The 17,626-nt window shown below is 63.3% G+C and carries 16 protein-coding genes; 11 read left to right on the top strand and 5 right to left on the bottom strand.

Annotated elements, in window-relative coordinates:
- Window positions 1-2: 2 nt before the first annotated feature.
- Window positions 3-386, bottom strand: coding sequence for a hypothetical protein (locus tag SAMIE_RS18190; RefSeq protein ID WP_066701103.1), 384 nt, complete (start codon window positions 384-386; stop codon window positions 3-5).
- A gap of 222 nt (window positions 387-608) precedes the next feature.
- On the opposite strand from SAMIE_RS18190, the gene SAMIE_RS18185 reads away from it, so the two are divergent.
- A complete protein-coding gene (locus SAMIE_RS18185) occupies window positions 609-1,691 on the top strand; it encodes a cell wall hydrolase (RefSeq protein WP_066701102.1) in 1,083 nt (360 codons plus the stop codon).
- A 16-nt stretch (window positions 1,692-1,707) separates the two neighbouring features.
- On the opposite strand, the gene SAMIE_RS18180 is transcribed toward SAMIE_RS18185, so the two are convergent.
- Both SAMIE_RS18180 and SAMIE_RS18175 read right to left on the bottom strand, forming a co-directional pair.
- Entirely contained in the window at window positions 1,708-3,075 is a 1,368-nt protein-coding gene (locus tag SAMIE_RS18180; RefSeq protein ID WP_066701101.1) for an SGNH/GDSL hydrolase family protein, read from the bottom strand.
- Between the two features lie 3 nt (window positions 3,076-3,078).
- Complete coding sequence (locus SAMIE_RS18175; RefSeq protein ID WP_066701100.1) at window positions 3,079-3,510, bottom strand: hypothetical protein; 432 nt, start codon at window positions 3,508-3,510, stop codon at window positions 3,079-3,081.
- A 183-nt stretch (window positions 3,511-3,693) separates the two neighbouring features.
- Here SAMIE_RS18175 and SAMIE_RS18170 point away from each other — a divergent pair, with 183 nt between their 5' ends.
- From SAMIE_RS18170 to SAMIE_RS18160, 3 genes are read left to right on the top strand one after another with little or no spacing between them, the layout of a single operon-like run.
- A complete protein-coding gene (locus SAMIE_RS18170; protein ID WP_066701099.1) occupies window positions 3,694-4,827 on the top strand; it encodes an acyltransferase family protein in 1,134 nt (377 codons plus the stop codon).
- Window positions 4,828-4,886: 59 nt separating this feature from the next.
- The gene (locus tag SAMIE_RS18165; RefSeq protein WP_066701098.1) at window positions 4,887-6,410 is read left to right on the top strand and encodes a lipopolysaccharide biosynthesis protein; all 1,524 of its coding nucleotides are present in this window, start codon (window positions 4,887-4,889) and stop codon (window positions 6,408-6,410) included.
- The gene (locus SAMIE_RS18160; RefSeq protein WP_066701097.1) at window positions 6,407-7,543 is read left to right on the top strand and encodes a glycosyltransferase; all 1,137 of its coding nucleotides are present in this window, start codon (window positions 6,407-6,409) and stop codon (window positions 7,541-7,543) included. The genes SAMIE_RS18165 and SAMIE_RS18160 overlap by 4 nt, the downstream gene beginning before the upstream one ends.
- A 36-nt stretch (window positions 7,544-7,579) precedes the next feature.
- Here SAMIE_RS18160 and SAMIE_RS18155 read toward each other — a convergent pair whose 3' ends face one another.
- On the bottom strand, window positions 7,580-8,620 hold the full coding sequence (locus tag SAMIE_RS18155; RefSeq protein ID WP_232037299.1) for a glycosyltransferase family 4 protein: 1,041 nt from the start codon (window positions 8,618-8,620) through the stop codon (window positions 7,580-7,582).
- A gap of 120 nt (window positions 8,621-8,740) precedes the next feature.
- Between SAMIE_RS18155 and SAMIE_RS18150 the strand changes: the two genes are divergently transcribed.
- The 3 genes from SAMIE_RS18150 to SAMIE_RS18140 all read left to right on the top strand — a co-directional run bounded on the left by SAMIE_RS18150 (window position 8,741) and on the right by SAMIE_RS18140 (window position 12,587).
- On the top strand, window positions 8,741-9,988 hold the full coding sequence (locus SAMIE_RS18150; protein WP_162849092.1) for an endo-1,4-beta-xylanase: 1,248 nt from the start codon (window positions 8,741-8,743) through the stop codon (window positions 9,986-9,988).
- 444 nt (window positions 9,989-10,432) lie between these two features.
- Entirely contained in the window at window positions 10,433-11,446 is a 1,014-nt protein-coding gene (locus tag SAMIE_RS18145; RefSeq protein ID WP_232037298.1) for an O-antigen ligase family protein, read from the top strand.
- A gap of 118 nt (window positions 11,447-11,564) precedes the next feature.
- The gene (locus tag SAMIE_RS18140; protein WP_066701093.1) at window positions 11,565-12,587 is read left to right on the top strand and encodes an NAD-dependent epimerase/dehydratase family protein; all 1,023 of its coding nucleotides are present in this window, start codon (window positions 11,565-11,567) and stop codon (window positions 12,585-12,587) included.
- 33 nt (window positions 12,588-12,620) lie between these two features.
- Here SAMIE_RS18140 and SAMIE_RS18135 read toward each other — a convergent pair whose 3' ends face one another.
- Window positions 12,621-13,784 carry an acyltransferase family protein gene (locus tag SAMIE_RS18135; protein WP_126516900.1) on the bottom strand — a complete coding sequence of 388 codons (1,164 nt, stop codon included), beginning with the start codon at window positions 13,782-13,784 and terminating at the stop codon, window positions 12,621-12,623.
- 280 nt (window positions 13,785-14,064) lie between these two features.
- Between SAMIE_RS18135 and SAMIE_RS18130 the strand changes: the two genes are divergently transcribed.
- The 4 genes from SAMIE_RS18130 (at window position 14,065) to SAMIE_RS18115 (ending at window position 17,624) form a co-directional block, all read left to right on the top strand.
- Window positions 14,065-14,532, top strand: coding sequence for a glycosyltransferase family protein (locus tag SAMIE_RS18130; protein ID WP_066701091.1), 468 nt, complete (start codon window positions 14,065-14,067; stop codon window positions 14,530-14,532).
- Window positions 14,529-15,008, top strand: a complete 480-nt coding sequence (locus SAMIE_RS18125; RefSeq protein ID WP_066701090.1) for a glycosyltransferase — start codon at window positions 14,529-14,531, stop codon at window positions 15,006-15,008. The genes SAMIE_RS18130 and SAMIE_RS18125 overlap by 4 nt, the downstream gene beginning before the upstream one ends.
- On the top strand, window positions 15,005-16,081 hold the full coding sequence (locus SAMIE_RS18120) for an endo-1,4-beta-xylanase (protein WP_066701089.1): 1,077 nt from the start codon (window positions 15,005-15,007) through the stop codon (window positions 16,079-16,081). The genes SAMIE_RS18125 and SAMIE_RS18120 overlap by 4 nt, the downstream gene beginning before the upstream one ends.
- A gap of 82 nt (window positions 16,082-16,163) precedes the next feature.
- Window positions 16,164-17,624, top strand: a complete 1,461-nt coding sequence (locus SAMIE_RS18115; RefSeq protein WP_066701088.1) for an O-antigen ligase family protein — start codon at window positions 16,164-16,166, stop codon at window positions 17,622-17,624.
- Window positions 17,625-17,626: the final 2 nt, after the last annotated feature.

The raw sequence follows: 17,626 nt of genomic DNA, 5'->3' as shown, positions 1-17,626 counted from the left end.
GCTCAGGCGGCTCGTCTGAGTGAAGCGAGCAGGTCGGTCGCGTCGGAAGGAGCGGGGCGGCGCAGCGCCGACTCGCCCCTCCACCTTTTGCGGCGGTAGCGCGTGACGCCATAATCGAGCACCGGCCACAGCAGGGTCAGCGCGATGTCGGCCAGCGTATCTTCGAGTCGCAGGCTGCCATAATGGAGGAAATCCAGCAGTTCATTCGCCAGTTCGGCGTGAATGACGGTCAGCAGCGCATAGGCTGAGGCGCGGCGGGTGCGCAGCATGAATTTCGCCCCGACATAGAGCGCCATTCCGGCATGGACGTGCATGGTCGCGTGGGAAATCCCCAGCATTTCCACCAGTCCATTGGCTTGAGCGACGTAGAAGGCGGCCAGATCCATGGCCGCACATGTGCCCCATCGTGGTTAACAAAAAGCTATCTGCCTGCCTCGAGTCCCCGCACGTCTGCAACGGATCGCCGCGCATGGCGTTAACTTCGTCCAACATCGCTGTATCTCCATGGCACAATGCTGCACTGCGGCAGAACCGGCCTGTATTTTTGCGGCCGGTTGTGATAGCCGCCGACTCCGCGTCGGGGTGCAGGGACAACAAGAGCGAAAACGGTGCAGATAGCCAACGCCCAGGATTATGATCGCCCGGCACGCCGTCTTTCCGACCGGCGGATCGTGATGCTGATCATCCTTCTGATGCTGGGCGCGATCATGGCGAGCGCGGTGGCGCTGGCGGTGCGGTCGATCTGGACGCAGTCGTCCGATCCGCTGACCTTCACTGCGCCGGTATCGCATGACGCCGTGCGCCCGACGCCGCAGCGTGTGGCGGCAATGACCACATCCGATCCCGCCGCGCTGGAACCGATTTCAGCGCAGGACGCGCTGGCCGCCAACAACGCCATCGCCCTGTCGAGCCGGCCGAACCCGGCCGCCAGCCCCTTCGTGCTGTCGCCGCAGGCGGATCGCAATTATCTGAGCGCGCTCAACTGTATGACCGCCGCCATTTATTATGAAGCGGGCAACGAGCCGATCGACGGCGAGCGCGGCGTGGCGCAGGTGATCCTCAACCGCATGCGTCACCCGGCCTATCCCAAGTCGGTGTGCGGCGTCGTGTATCAGGGGTCGGAACGGCGCACCGGATGCCAGTTCACCTTTACCTGCGACGGGTCGCTGGCGCGCACGCCGATCCGGTCGACCTGGGTGCGGGCGCAGGCGATTGCGGCCGAAGCGCTCGCCGGGCACGTCTATGCGCCGGTCGGCCTCGCGACGCACTATCACGCCAATTATGTTTTCCCCTACTGGGCGCCGACGCTGCTCAAGACGGCGGTGGTCGGCACGCATATCTTCTATCGCTGGGACGGGTCGTCCGGCCTGCCGGGCGCGTTCCGGGGCCGCTATGCCGGTGAGAGCGACGAGGGCATCCCCGGCGTCGCCGCCACGCAGACCGCCGCACCGGTCCTGCTGGAAGACGGGACCAGCGCCGTGCTGGTGGAGCGCAAGGCGCTGGGTCAGGATGCAAAGGTGCAGGATGCGGCGGCGACCGTTCCCGGTCTGGGCGCCATGCCCGCGACAGGGGCGGGCCGCTGGGCGCTGGGGGTCAAACCGGTTGCGGATTCGGCGGACGCCCGGACGCAGAAACTGCCCCAGACGCCCGCCGCCGCGCTTGCCCTGCGGGACCAGAGCGCCAATCCCTGATCCCGCGCGGGCGTCTTCAGACGGCCCGCAGCTTTCGCAACGCCATCGCGGTCGCATCGACGGTCGCGGACACCGCCGTGTTCTGCTGCGCCCACACGCGCAGGCGGAACTGGAGCGATGACAGCGTGCCTGTGGGGATGGTGAGCGGCGGCAGGCGAAGCACCCCGCTCCATGCTTCGGCAGGCATGAAATTGTCTGCGCCCTGCCCCGAATTGCCGCAGTTGGTCTGCACCGTCACATTGCCGGACCCCGGATTATAGGTCTGCTGGATCATCAGCGCGATCCCGTAAAGGCCGCTCGACGGCCCGACGCTGACCCGTGCGAAGCCCTCCAGCACATCGCCCGCCACGATCCGCCCGGACGCCTGCGAGATCGCCTGACTCACCGTCACGATCCGGTCGGACCCCGCCCCCGGCGTGCCGCCGAGCACAAGACGCTGCCAGGTGGTGTTGCCGGACGCCTGCTTGGAAGCCGCGAGCGTCAGCCCCGCGTCCGCGCCCGAAAGGGTCCAGCCATCGGCGACCTGACCCGTAGGGGTGGGCGTCGTGCCGGAAAGCGTGCCGCCCGTTCCCAGCATCATGGCGTTGCTGTTGAGTGCGCCGACCGGATTGCTGGTCGCATCGAAAAGGTCGCTGTTCGATTTGGGGAGCCAGTCGATCGGGGCATAAAGCCGGCTGAACTCCGCCGCCAGCAGCTTGCCGATCTGGTAGGAACTGGCGGAGATAAAGTGCGCCACGTCGCCGCTATTGACCATGCCGGACCGGAAATCGCCATAGAGGCTCGCCGGATCGGCAATCTCCCCCCAAGGATCGATGACGCTGACCCCCCGCATCTGCGAAGCGACGCGTTTGATCCAGTTGTTCACCGCGAACAGGCGGAGCAGTTTGGGATCGGTCGCGCCGCTGAAATAATGGGATGACGGGTGCCCGCGCGGCGGCACGGTCAGCAGCAGGACACGCTTGTTCCTGACCCTCAATGCCGCGACGATAGCTGTCAGGTTGGCAACGGTGGCGGCATAGGGCAGATCGGCGGCGCCGAAATCATTGGTGCCTGCCAGCACCACCACAGCATCGGCGCTCGCCGCTGCGGCCTGATCGACGCGCGCCAGTATCTGCGTGCTTGTTTCGCCGGACACGCCGAAGTTCAGCGCCTGCGGGAATTCCACACGCGCGTCGCACAGCGTCTGCGCCCAGAAGGCATATCCCCGGCACTGGAGAATGCCCTGCGTCGGCGGGCTGATCTGCGCCGTTCCGGTCGACGGGCTGCTGCCCCAGTTGATAAAGCTGTTGCTGTCCCCCAGACAGGCGATCTGCGGAACGGCGGCGAAAGAGAGGGCGGCTCTGGAGGCGGCGGCGGCCATGCCGCGTGCAATCATATCCGTCATGGCTTATTGCTCCATCCGGTAGTCGACCGAGCCGGATGTGAGCGCCACGTCCACATACCATCGCGCTCCGGCGACGCTCTCTTCTCCGACCGCTTCCTGCGCATTGGCAGTGAAGACGCCCCATGGTGCGCCCGCGACGGTCAACGGCAGGCGCGTCGCGCCGCCATCGACGGATCGGCGGACTGTCACCGTTCCGATCCAGTTCCCCGACAGGCTGATCCAGATCGGACGGCCAAGATCGGGGATGAAGGCGGCGGACACCGCGCTGGCTGCCGTCGATCCGGCAAGCGGCGCAGCAATTGCCGCAGTCATCCATTGCGCGACCGGCAACGGGCTTTGCGCGCTGACGGGTGTGGCGGGTGTGTCCCGTTCGCCGAAGCTGATGGCGGTTTCCGGCACGAACCCGGCCGGCGAAGTCACGTTTTTGGGTGGCATGTGATGCGTCCTCCTGATCGTTTCCCGACCGGTCCTATGTGGGCGGAATGGCTGTAGGACAGCCCGCGCCCGGGACGCGCCACGCCGACCGGCCGCCATCTTGCATTGCAGCATGATCCGCCCTAGGCGGGAGGAGGGCACGGATGATCGGGTTTTCCGCGCCGCTGGACCGGGGGTGACGACATGCTGGGCTGGATGCGCAGGCTGGGCCTCAAGGCCGAGTCCGACGAGTTGATGGCGCTGGACTTCCTGCGGATCGTCGCCAGCGTCGGCGTGGTCGTCTACCATTATCGCCATTATGTCTGGCTGCCCGCGGACAGCGCGTTCAACGCCATGAGCGCGAGCTTCGCGCGGCAGTGGGTCGATCTCTTCTTCGTCATTTCCGGTTTCGTGGTGAGCTATGTCTATGCGGGCCGGATTCGCGACGGAGCCAGCTTCGGCCGCTACATGCGCAAGCGGCTCGCGCGGCTGCTGCCGCTGCACTGGCTGACGCTTGGCCTATACGCGCTGCTGGGGCTGGCGATCGCGGCGGGCGTGCAGTCCAATAGCGCCGACCATTATGACTGGGGCTGCTTCGTCCCCAATCTGCTGCTGCTGCACAGCTTCAACACCTGCGACAAAGTGTCTTTCAACACGCCGAGCTGGTCGATCAGTGCGGAAATGGCGATGTATCTGCTGTTTCCGCTGCTGCTGATGCTGGCGGCGCGCACCCGCGGTTGGGGGGTGCTGGCGCTGAGCGCGATCGCCATCCTCCTGCTCACTCATTTCTCCTCGGGCGACTATGGCGGCGACGAAGGCTTCTGGCTGAGTTGGGCGTCGCATTTCGGCGTGCTGCGCGCCATTCCCTCTTTCGCGCTGGGCGTCGGTCTCCACGCCTTCCGTCACCGGATCACGGGTCTCCCGATGGCGGAAGGCATCATGTTCGCCGCGCTCGCCGCCTTCATCGCGACCGGACTTGCCGGCATCCATCCGCTCTGGTCGCTGCTGTTCGTCTATGCGACCGTCATCGCCGCCATCGCGGTTGACCTCAACAAGAAAGCGAGCCTGCCCGTGCGCAAGCTCGGCATCGCGGGGCAGCTCACCTATTCGCTCTACATGCTGCATCCCATCGTCGCGACGCTGTCCATGACGGCGGGCAAGAAGATCCTGCATCTGCGCGGATGGGAAATGAACATCTGGGTGGTTGTGACCTTCCTCATCCTGATCCCGGTGTCGCTGCTATCCTATCATCTCTTCGAAAAGCCGCTTCGCGCGCGCCTGAGCGGCGGACCGCGTCCGCCCCGGACGGCGCACCAAACCCCGGCCGCCACCCTGTGACGGAGGAAGAGAAGGCGGCGTCCAGCCGCCGGGCGGGCGGCAGGATGATGTCAGGGGGCATGCGACTCGCGGTCAGCGGCGGTGCGCAGGCGCTGGTGCAACTGGTGGTGCTGGCGACGCTCGGCCGCCTGCTGACGCCGTCGGACTTCGGCATTGTGGCGGCGGGCGCGCTCATCAGCGATATCGCGGTCAACCTGTCGCAGCTCGGCCTCGGCCCCGCGCTCGTCCAGCGGCGCGACATCGACGACAGGCATATCGGCACCGCGCTGACCTTCAGCGTCTTCATGGGGCTGGCCGTCACCGCCCTGCTGTTTTTCGCAGCGCCGTGGACAGCTGCGCTGCTGCGCGCGCCCGAATCGGTGCATGTGATGCGCTGGCTCTCGCTCTCCTTCTTCCTCAGCAGCATCGGCGTCGTCGCCAACAGCATCGCGATGCGCGATCTCAGCTTCGGCCTGCTCGCCCGGCGGCGCTTCTTCGCCTATCTCTTCGGCTATGGGCTGTGCGGCATCGCCGCCGCTGCAGCAGGCCTTGGCGTCTGGGCGCTCGTCATCGCGCAACTGGCGCAGACCGCGCTCGCCAGCCTGCTGGTCATCGCGGGCGTGCGGCATAGCTGGGCGCTGCGCTTTCACGGCGGCGCGTTTCGCGATCTCGCCGCATTCGGCGCCGGTCTCTCGCTCGACAAGATCGGGTCGGCCATCGCCGTGCGGATCGACCAGTTCATCATCAGCCGCAATTTCGACGCCCGTGCGCTCGGCCTCTATACCCGCTCCTATAATCTCATGCGCTTTCCCGCGATGATGCTGGGGTCGATCATCGACGATGTCGCCTTTCCGGGCTTTTCGAGCATGCAGGGCAATCTGCCCGCGATCCGCAGCGGCTTCCTGCGGGGGCTGGCGGTGCTCAACCTCGTCCTCATCCCGACCGCCGCCGCCCTTGCGGTGCTGGCGCATGAAGTGGTCTGGGTGCTGCTCGGCCCGCAATGGACCGGCGCCGCCGCGATCCTCAGCATTCTGGCGCTCAGCCTCCCCTTCCGCTCGACCCAGCGCCTGTCCGCCGCCACCGCCCGCGCGGTCGGCGCGCCGTGGGCGGCCGCCTTCTGCCAATATGTCTATATCGCCATGGTCGCGCTGGGCGCGGGCCTTGGCAGCCACTGGGGCATCACGGGCCTCGCCGCCGGCGTCGGCATCGCGATCTTCGGGCAGTTCGTGGCGCTCACCATCGTCGTCATGCGCCGCGCGGGGATAGCGGCGGGGGATGTGGTGCATGCGCATCTCTCAGCTTTGCCGCTCGCATTACTGGCCGCGGGCATTCTTGCTGCATCGCGCCAGTTCCTGCTTTGGGGCGGCCTGCATCCCTTTCCCGTGCTTCTGATTGCCTGTGCCGCGACAGGCGTCGTGCTGCTGCTCGCCATATTGTTGTTCCCACGCATGCTGCTGGGCCATGCAGGATGCTGGCTGTTCGCCCGACTTTTGCAAGCCGCCCCCGGCCCGTTGAAGCGCCAGCCCGCTGTTGCACGCTTCACGCAAAGGCTGGGCAGCCTGTCCGCCCTACAGAGCGATCCCGACGAAGGACGAAACCCATGACCAGCGTATCCGCACCCCGCCGCAAAATCTGTTTCTTCGTCCGACAGCTCGATGGCGGAGGCGCGCAGAAAATCATGCTGAAGCTCGCCAACGCGACAGCCGAGTCAGGCCATGATCTGGAAGTTCACCTCGTCACCCTGCAGTCCAAGGGCATGTTCGACCGGATCGTGCGGGACAAGGTTCATGTCCATCAACTCCCCGCCCGGCGACTGCTGACGGCCAGCCGCGCCTTTGCCCGCTTCATCAAGGAGAACAAACCCGATGTCGTCATAGCGACGGAGGTTGTTCCCAACATCATCGCGGTGAGTGCAGTTCTGCTGAGCGGGCGGCGCGACCAGACCCGGCTGATCGTCCGAGAGGCGCTTTACCCGTCCATCGCCATGAAAAGCTCGCCGCACCGGGCCACGCGTCTGGGCTATCGTATCGCGCGCTTCTTCTATCCTCGCGCCGATGCAGTGATCGCGATCGCACATGACATGGTCGACGATCTGTCCAGGCTGGCCCATGTTCCTAAAGACAGGATCGTGCCGATCAATATCAACCCCTGCGTCGATGACCGCGTGCTTGCCCTGTCGAACGAAGCCGCGCCGCATCCCTGGCTCGCCGACACCACAATCCCCTGCGCCGTCGCCGTGGGACGGCTCGCGGACCAGAAAGGCTTCGACGTTGCCGTTGCGGCGGTCGCGCAAGTAGCACGCCATCGTTCCATCCGCATGCTCATCGTCGGGGACGGGCCGTTACGGGATCAACTTCAGGCGCAGATCACTGCGCTGGGAGCTGCCGACTACATCCAGCTCGCCGGCAAGACCCCCAACCCCTACGCCTTCATGGCGCACGCGACCATGTTCCTCATGCCGTCACGCTACGAGGGGCTTGGCAATGTGCTCATCGAAGCGCTGGCATGCGGATCGCCCCCCATTGCCGCCAACTGTCTGGTGGGGCCGCGCGAAACATTGGCCGATGGCGCTTATGGCGAACTATTCCCGGTGGACGATGTCGATGCTCTGGCCGCCGCCATCCAGACCGTTCTCGACAACCCTCCCGATCGCGAGCGGCTGCGCCGTCGAGGCTTGGATTTTACCGCGGAAGCAAGCCTGCGGCACTATCTGCCGGTGCTTCTGGGAGAGGCCTAGGCCGCGGACGCTCTACGGCCATAGCGTTTCCACAGGTCAGGCGGATCGGGCAGGCAATCCGAGAATCTTGAGATAGGATTCGACCATGGCGTCGAGCGTGTAGCTTTGCGCCACGGCCCGGCTTTCTGCCGCCCATGCTGCCATCCGGGATTCCGGAGCGTTCTGGACCTCCATGATCGCATCGGCCCAGCACTGTGCGTCGATCGGAAGAAGCGCCGCCGCTCCCTTTGACACTTCCCGAAGGACGGGCAGGTCATGCGCGATGGTCCGGGTGCCATGCGACATGGCCTCGACCAGCGTCCGCCCAAATCCTTCGAACCGCGACGGCATCAGGAAACTGTCCAAGGCCGTATAGAATAGGGGCACGTCGCGCCCGGTCAGTGGCCCCATCATCCTGACACGCGCATCCAGCCCCAGCGCGGAAATCTTTTCCCGTATCGCTGCTTCGTTCGGCCCTTCACCGGCGATGGCCAGCATCCCTGCCGGAAGCAACGCAAGGACGTCGATCAGGAATTCCACATTTTTCTGATCGGCAAGCCTGCCCAGACTGCCGAGCAGGAAATCCTCCGTCGGCAGCCCCAACGCGATTCGTGCTTCCGCCTTTGTTTCGGTAATGGGCGGCAGGGGCGGCAAGGCGTTGTGCACCACCGCCATCTTGGCGCGATAGGAGGCAGGATAGTCGCCGTAGCTTTCAGCGACAGATCGGCTGACCGCGATGTTGGCATGGTAGAAATCCCGGCTTCCCAGCCATTTTTCAGCCTTCGCCAGCAAAGGAGTCTGGCTGTCCGCCGGATTGCGCTGTGTCCCTACGAACCGGGCGCCGGCAGAGCGCGAAGCAATCGCACTGGCGACATTGGCGAGCGGGTGAAAGCCGATCATGGCAAATGGCCGCGCCCTTTGGACATCCCGGTGGAAATTCGACAACATGCTCGGCCAGAGAATCGGCGCGGGCGGGCGGTCATGCAGGATGCGCACCCCGTCGCTATGATCGGTCTCGCTCGCGACATTCATCATATACCACGCCTGCGCGTCATAGCCGCGCAGGCGAAACTGCTCCGCCAGCATCTTCGCGTTCATCGGCGCGCCGCCCAGCGAATATCGGGTGCACACGCACAGAATCGGTCCCAACGTCATTCCCCCAACATTCTGCGCCTGATCAGGATAACTGCACCGCGACAATCATGGCCTTCATCCGCCTTGAGCTTTCTGCTGTCCTGCGTCATTGTATGCCGCAAGCGCGAAAGGTGCAAAGTGAAGATTTTTGCACTGCGTGATGGAGACAGGTTTTTGGGCTTCGCAGACCTTTCCGCTTTGGCAAGCCGCCGGTCCATTATCGCGGGAGCGGGCGCCGCGATGATGGCGACGCTGGCCCATTCCAGCGAAGTGCGTTCCCCCGCGAAATTGGATGGTGACGCGATCCCGACAGGTCCAGGCCTTGCAGAATTGGGGAGCCGCACCGACCTGCCCGTCGGCGTTTTTGCCAGCGACGGGTCGTTTAACGACGCAGCCTATCTCGCTGCAATCCAGCGCAATTGCGACCTGTTTGCTCCCATGAATGAATTGAAGCGGCGGGTCGTTGAACCGGTGCCGGGTAAATATGATTTTCCCCGCGCGGAGAAGATGGTCGCGTGGGCATCGCGCGCCCGGATGCGCGTCCACGGCCACACCCTTGTCTGGCACAAGGGCGATCCAAAGTGGGTTGCGCCTCTGCTCGCCAAATCGTCCGACGAGCGGCTCATCACGGACCATGTGACATATGTCATGTCCCGGTTCCGAGGCCGGATCGGCAGTTGGGACGTCGTGAATGAGGCCATCCAGCCGACCGACGGACGGTCAGATGGTCTGCGTAATTCCATATGGCTACAGGCGTTTGGCGAGCATTATATTGATCTGGCTTTTCAGGCGGCCCGTAAAGCGGACCCTGCAGCGACGCTGTTACTGACAGATTACGGACTGGAAACAGATCATCCTGTCTCTCAGGCGCGTCGCAAAGCGATGCTCGAACTGCTGGAGCGGCTTCTGAAGCGCGGAGTGCCGATAGACGGCGTGGGATTTCAGGCGCATTTCAGGCGCTACGGATATCCGTTCAACGCAAAAATATTCCGTCCATTTCTGGACCGGATTCGCGATCTTGGCCTGAAGTTCAGTGTGAATGAGTTCGATGTCGCAGACTGGAACGGCCCCCTCGATCAGGAACAGCGCGATCTGGATGTCGCTGACCTGACCGCCCGCTTCGCAGATCTGGTACTGTCTTACCCCCAGCTTCAATGGTTCATGTGTTTTGGATTGTCGGACCGGTATACATGGCTGAACGCGGAGCGGCCCACCCTGTGGCTGCCGAAATCGAGATGTCTGCCGCTGGATGACACATTGGCGCAAAAACCGATGTATACCGCCCTTGCCGACGCGCTAAAGACGCGGCGCGTGCGGACGCTGAGCGGCTGACAGCGCTTGACCCTTGCATCGCGACATCCGGTCGTGAAAGACCGTGACGGCAGTGCGCTGGGAACAGCCGGGAGACCTGACTCGATGGCGAATGACTTGACGATATACGAGCAGAAGGGACGCCAACCCTCGCAAGTCTCGACGGCCGAACTCATAACCATATGCATTATATTGGCCCTTGCTTCCGGCGGGCTGTCCAAATTGTTCGTTTCCACGACCGGCGCCGCCATGGATCGCGTGGACGGAGACGTCTCTTTCGGTGTAACGGCCCTCTATATCCCGGCATATCTCTACACGCTGTGGATCATGTACAGGATGCCCTTCGCTTTCTTCAAAGCGATCAAGCGAATCGGGCCTCTGTGGATACCTATCCTGTTCTCGGCCGTTTCGTTGCTCTGGTCCCTTTCTCCCGCCACAACCGGCCGGCGGTTTGCGCTTTTGCTGATGTGCGCATTTTTCAGCGCGGCGCTCGTCACCCGCCTCGGCAGAAGCGGGCTGGTCCGCGTAATCGGCTTTACCGCGATCGGCATCGTGGTGGTCCAGCTTCTGTCGGCCATCGTCGTCCCCAGTCTGGGGATGCCGCATGACAAATTCTATCCCGCGATACCCGGCCTCTTCCTGCAGAAGAACGGCGCGGGACGAACTCTCGTCATCGGCCTGATTGCCGGCCTGGCCCTGCTTCAGACACGGCCCAAAGCGCTTTCCTATACTGTGTTGGGCGCTTCAATGTTGGGCGTGGCGGCTTCAACGTCGGGAACCGCGATCGGCTCGGCCGCCCTTTGCCTCATCATATATTATATTCTTGTCTCATTGCGCGGCGCTGGCCTTTTCTGGCTCAGCACCATAGCGGGCCTGATCGTGGCCCTGCTTTTCGTCGGCAGCTTCGGGCTGACTTTTCTTTCCGACGACTCGACCTATGCCGTGCTCGGCAAGGATGCGACCCTGACAGGAAGAACCTCCATCTGGGCCGGTGTGTGGCGAGCCATCAATGCTGGGCATCACTGGTGGACGGGCTATGGCTACGAGGCCTTTTTCGCGTCCCCGCAGGGAGTTGGGTCGATCAACTGGAACATGTATGACTATGTTCCTCCCCATGCGCATAACGGTCTTCTTCAAACCTGGCTCAATACGGGGATCATCGGGGTCATATTGACCATTGGCAGTCTCCTTTATCTTTTCGTCAGGGCGGCGGACAATTTCGCCAAACTCAACGATCGCCTTTCGACATTCGACATCGTCTTCATGGCGTTTTTCCTTCTGGTGAACGTCACCGAACAGACCACGATGCTTTATAATAATTTCATCTGGGTGATGTTCGTTGCGGTTGCAGCACTGCCGGGAATAGATGGCCGGGCAGCGCAGCGCATCGGCGCTCCGGGGCGGGGAGCGCGAGCCTCCGTCACCAATGCGCGGGATGGCGCGTCGGACGACATCTTCCAGCATACGCGAGAGCGGTGAAACAAGTTCAGCAAATCTTAGATCGCCTGCCCTATGTTTCTTCCCCTTGAGCCGGGGACTTTGCTGAAACGCCGCGGAACGCGCGGATCGGCAAAAGCGACGAAAAGGAGCATGTCGGGTGAAAAAGATCTTCGTTACCGGTTCGGCGGGCTTCATCGGCTTCCACCTGTGCGAGCTGTTGTTGCAGCAGGGGTTCGATGTCGTCGGATATGATGGCGTGTCCGACTATTATGACGTCGAACTGAAACGTCGCCGGCACGAACTGTTGGGCCAGCACGCACGGTTTCGGGCGGAAGAAGGTCTGCTTGAGGATCAGAACCGGCTGCGTGCATTATGCGAGGACGAGCGGCCCGAGATAATCGTCCACCTCGCCGGGCAGGCGGGTGTGCGATACAGTCTGGATAATCCCCGGGCCTATCTGGAATCCAATATCGTCGGCACCTTCAACGTCATGGAATGCGCCCGGGAACTCGGGGTGAACCATCTTCTCATGGCATCGACCTCATCGGTCTACGGCGGCAATGTCGACATGCCCTACGCAGAACGGGACAAGGCGGACATGCCATTGACCTTCTACGCCGCGACCAAGAAGGCGAATGAGGCGATGAGCCACAGCTACGCCCATCTCTGGAAAATGCCGGTAACGATGTTCCGCTTCTTCACGGTCTACGGCCCGTGGGGGCGGCCGGACATGGCGCTTTTCAAATTTACCCAGGGCATTCTGGAAGGTCAGCCCATCGACGTCTACAATCATGGCGAGATGTATCGCGATTTCACTTATGTGGAGGATCTGGTTCGCGGTATCCGTCTGCTCATCGACGTGCCGCCCCCACTCGTCGAGGCGAGGCAGAATTGGCATCCGGTGGATGGCGACACCTTGAGTCCGGTCGCACCCTGGCGCGTCGTCAACATCGGTAACAGCGACAAGGTGAAGCTGACGGACTTCATCGACGCTATCGAATCGGAGTGCGGGAAGCCCGCCATCCGGAACTATATGGAAATGCAAAAAGGGGACGTTCCGGCAACCTGGGCGGACGCAAGCCTGCTGCGCGCCCTTACCGGCTATGCGCCTGAAACGCCGGTCGCACAGGGCGTAAAAAGCTTTGTTCGCTGGTATAGGGACTATTACGCGGCGTCATAGTGCGCATGCAGACCCGCGAACACAGACCCCTAATCATGCGCTACCGAGGCTGGAGGCGGGAGCGCCTTCGCTCTGCCTGCCCCGTCGCCTATTCCGCCGCACCCATGCCATGAAGGGGCGCTCGACCACCAGATGCGCCACGATGCCTCCGATGACCGCCACCGCCAGTATCACAAAAAACGCGATTGAAGGCGGGATCATCCGGGTGAAGTGCAGCTTCACATAAAGCGCCACGGCGACCGATATGACGGCCGAATGCACGAGATAGAGGGCGTAGGAGCCATCTCCCAGCAGCATGATGACGCGGCCGTAATGGACGTTCCGTTCCTTTTCGAAAAGGGCGAGGCCCAGCATCAGCGCGCCGAAGCCTATGCTTACGGGAACGATGCCGATATTGCGGCGTCCGCGCAGTTCGAGCGGGCTGAACTGGGCGAAGCAGATGGCGAGGCACAGGATGGCCGCTACGACAAAGACCCACCACCATCGGGCGGGCAGGCGGCGAAACAGGACATAGGCCGCGATGCCGCAAAGGAAGGCGAGGTTCCAGTATGAGAGGAAATTTTCGAGCCAGCGGTTGGTGACCGGGATGAACAGCAGGCCCACGAACCACGCTGCGGCGGCGACCCATGCCAACCGCGCCGACAGGATGGCCAGCGCGAAGAAGAAGTAGAACTGGATTTCGAAGAACAGCGTCCAGGCGACCTTCAGGGGCGGGCTGGCGAAATCGGGCGTGAAATGGACCAGCAGCACATCTTCCACCAGATGCGCCGGCGCCCAGGAAAAGTCCGGATCGCCCAGCCCCATGGCGGCGGCACCGACATAGAAGATCGAGAAGAACCAGTAGAGCGGATAGACCCGCACGAACCGCTTGAACGCATAATCGCGCAGGGCAGCAGGCTGTCCGATGTCTCGATGATGGGCGAGCGCGATGATGAAGCCGCTCAGAACGAAGAAAAATGGCACGCCGAGATAGCCGAATTGCGCCACGCCGCTGAACTGCGGAACGCCCGTCTTCTGATAGAGAATCAGATAGGTGTGATAGACCGCGACAGCCAGCGCCGCGATGCCGCGTCCCGCCTGCAGGCTCTTGATCACCATCGGCAGTCGCTCCTTCCGCTTCGCCGTGTAGCGCACGGCTATGCTGTGACGCAACAGGATGGTGGCAGAGCCTTTCGGCGATGCGGCAGGCTGTGTCACACCGGCTTATGAGTCCGCAATGGGGTCGAAGTGGATGCGCTTTGCGGCTGTCATCCCGTAAAGTGACAGACAGTTGAGCGCACGGCAGCCCCCGCATGGCGTCCGCCTCTGGACTTCGCGGGCCGCTTGGCGCAGGAACAGGCGCATCATTTGCCTGAGCGCCTGCATTTGTGCGTTTGCGAAATGAAGCCGCGCCATTTAGGATTCGGAGAAGAGTTGATATGACGAGGATACCGGATCTGATCGGCTGCGGCCCGGACCGGCCTCTTTGGTGAGAAAGATGGATCGAGCAGGCGGATCGAAGCGCAAGGTTCTGGCGGTGGCATCGGGCGGCGGCCACTGGGAACAGATGATGCTTCTGCGCCCGATGCTGGAACGGTTCGACGTCTGCTTCGCGACGACCAACCCCGGCCTTGCCGAGCGTGAGGGTCTCGACAATGTCCATATCCTGCGCGACACGAATCGCGACCGGCCGCTCGATGCACTGCGTTGCGCCGCGACGGCGTTGCGGATCGCCTTCACTCTCCGCCCCGATGTCGTGATTACCACCGGCGCCATGCCTGGGCTGCTATGCCTCATCGCGGGCAAGCTGGCGGGCGCCCGCACCATCTGGGTCGAAAGCGTCGCCAATGCCGAGCAGCCGTCGCTCAGCGGCGCGGTCGCGCGGCGCTTCGTATCGCTGTGGCTGACGCAGTGGGAACATCTCGCCCGGCCCGGATCGGGCGAATATGTGGGGGCGCTGCTGTGATCTTCGTGACCGTGGGCACGCAATTGCCCTTTGATCGCCTGATCGAGCTGATCGACGCTATGGCGCCCTCGCTCGATGAGGAAGTATTCGCGCAGACCGGCCGCGGGCGCTATCAGCCCGTCAATGTCCAGTCGAGCGCTCTCCTGAAACCCAGACAGTTCGATGAACTTGTCACGGGCGCGAGCCGCATCGTGTCCCATGCCGGGATCGGCACGGTCCTGATGGCGCAGAAATATCGCAAGCCCGTCATCCTCTTCCCACGCCGCGCCTCGCTGGGCGAACATCGCAATGACCACCAGCTCGCGACCGTAGCTGCGCTGCGCGGGCGGGAGGGCATTTATGTCGCGGAAAGCGACGAGGAGCTTGGCGAACTTCTGCGCGCGGACCTCGTGGCGCCAGAAGCGGGCGCTCCCCATCCCGGCCGAGACCGGCTGCGCGAACGGATCGCCGATTTCATCAGCGGCGGACCCGCATGATCCTGTCGCGCCGCGCGGCCATTGCCGGCGCGCTCGCTTTTACGGGATGCGGGGGATGCTCTGCGCATGACCAGCCGGTCGTCGTCGGTCCGGTTCCCCCGCTCAAATCGGTGTCGGGCATCCCCGTGGGCTGCTGCATCGAAACCGACAATCTGCGCGATTCGGCGTTCACCGGCCTCCTGCTGCGCGACTTCAACCAGATCACGCCGTCCTACGAGATGAAGATGAGCATCTGCGTCCGGCCGGACGGATCGTTCAACTTCGGACCGGCGGACCGGCTGATCGCCTTCGCCGCCGACAAGGGGATGCGCCTGCACGGCAGCGCGCTCGTCTGGTATAAATATCAGCCCGCCGCCTTTCAGGCTCTCGCCGGGCGGCGCGACGCGTTCGAGCGCCTCTATGCCGACTGGATCGGGCAGATGGTCGGCCGGACGCAGGGGGTGGCGTCGGGCTGGGACGTCATCAACGAACCCATCGAGCATGAAGAGATACGGCTGCGCGACAGTCTCTGGACCAGGGTGCTGGGACCGGAGGAGCATATGGTCATGGCGCTCGACCTTGCGACGCGGGCCGATCCCGGCGCGGTCCATTTCATCAACGAATATGATCTGGAACGCCGCCCGGAAAAGCGGCTGCTGTTCATGAAGCTGATCGAATCGCTGCTGAAACGGGGTGCGAAGATCGGCGGCATCGGCACCCAGACGCATATCGAGCTTGCCGACCGCGGCACGATCAAGCCCGCCATCGCCGACCTCGCCAGTTTCGGCCTGCCGCTCCACATTTCCGAACTCGACGTTTCGCTGGGCCGCTGGAGCGTCAACCGCGCGCCGCTGGGCACGAAACTGTCCGATCAGGCCGCCGTCGCCGCCGAAGTCGCCGACGCTTTCGTTGCCCTGCCGTCCTCCCAGCGCTATGCGCTGACGCTCTGGGGTCTGCGCGATCGGGATAGCTGGCTTCAGATGCCACCCTTCGATCCTGCGCGCGGCGACCTGCCTCTGGCGTTCGATGATGCGGGCAAGCCCAAGCCGATGGCGGCAGCGCTTGCACGCAGTCTGGCAAGCGCCCCGGCCTGACGGCCCGAAATGGCGCAAAGTGGGGTTGCGCCGATGGCGGTTTGCCGAGACATTCCGGCGAAGAAATGGTGAATAGGGGTCAATGGCTTCCGAGATTTCCGAGCGGTCCGATATGCAGCCCGACGCTGCAACGGAACCTCTCGCCTCCTCCGTGCTGCTCTATCCCCGCCGCTCATTCCGGTCGTTTGTGGTGCGCCTCCGGCTGTTCATCACCCGGCCTTATGCGCTGGAAATATGGTTCTGGGCATTCTGCATCTTCCTGCTGACCACGCCCTTCACTTTTCAGTTGATGGGCGAAAATCCCGTCGACCATGTAAGCCGCAACATGAACACCATGCGCCGCGCGGATTTTTCCCAATTCTATATCTATCTCGTGCGCATGTTCGTGTTCGCCGCCGCCGTGTTTTTCGCGCTGCCGCGCTGGCGGCTGACGATACGATCCCTGCATCTGATTGCGCCGATCCTGGCGTTTCTTGGCTGGATCTGGGCGTCGGTCCTGTGGTCGGACTCCTTTGCCACCACGCTCAATTCCGCGGCGTCGCTAACCATGCTGATACTGGCGGGTTTCCTGATCGGCGTGCGATTGCCGGCCCCCTACGCCGCCAAGGCGCTGATGGGTTCCGCGTTTCTGATGGCCATCGCCTCGCTGGCGGTGTCGCTGACGATGCCGACCTATGGCGTCCATCAGGCGACCGATGCGGCGCAATCGGTCCATGCCGGTGCCTGGCGGGGCGTCTACCTCCACAAAAATCATTTCGGCCAGCTATGCGGCTCTTATCTGGCGGCTGTTTTATGTTGCGGGCGACAGATAATCCGGCCCTTCGCCAAATGGACGCTGGCGGCCGTGCTGGTTTTCCTGATCGTCCGCTCGACGTCCGCCAGCGCCATCGTGCTCGTCCCGCTGAGCCTGTCGCTGACCTGCTACATCGTTGTGTTCAACCCCATGGAAAAGGCGTTCGGCACTGTCGCCGCCCTTGCCGGGGGTCTGATTACGACGCTGTCCTTCAGTCTCGTGCTACAGGCGCTCGGCCGCGATCCCACCCTGTCGGGACGGACCAACATCTGGGAATCCGCGTTCGATTTCATCTCGCGCAGCCCTGTCTATGGCTATGGCTATAATTCCAGCAGTTATGGCGGGTTCGTGCTGGAGCTCAATCGGCTGACCGGATTGGCCGACCCGCATGACGGCTATATCGACCTCACGCTGGGCACGGGAGCCATCGGACTGACGCTTTTCCTCATCACGGTGATTGCATGCGGCATGATCGCGCGGGGCGTGTACCGGTCAGGCGGCGCATATGGCAATGCGGCGCTGGTCATGAACGCCATGATCAACGGGTTTCTGATCTCCACGATCACGGAGGCCAATATCCGGCCTTTCGGAGCGATCGGCGGAATCGGCATGTGCGCGATCGCCATGTCGCTCAGCCTGCCCCGCACGCGCCGCTTCACGAACCGGCGCGCGCTGCCTGCACCGGCACCGGCCGATCCGGGCGACGGCGATGGTTCGCCTCCGCCCATTCTACCTTTTGCGCGCAGATAGGG

The organism is Sphingobium amiense, from assembly GCF_003967075.1.
GTDB classification, from domain to species: Bacteria; Pseudomonadota; Alphaproteobacteria; order Sphingomonadales; family Sphingomonadaceae; genus Sphingobium; species Sphingobium amiense.
The sequence above is the reverse complement of the archived record's forward strand: the minus strand, read 5'-3'. Positions and strand labels throughout refer to the sequence as shown.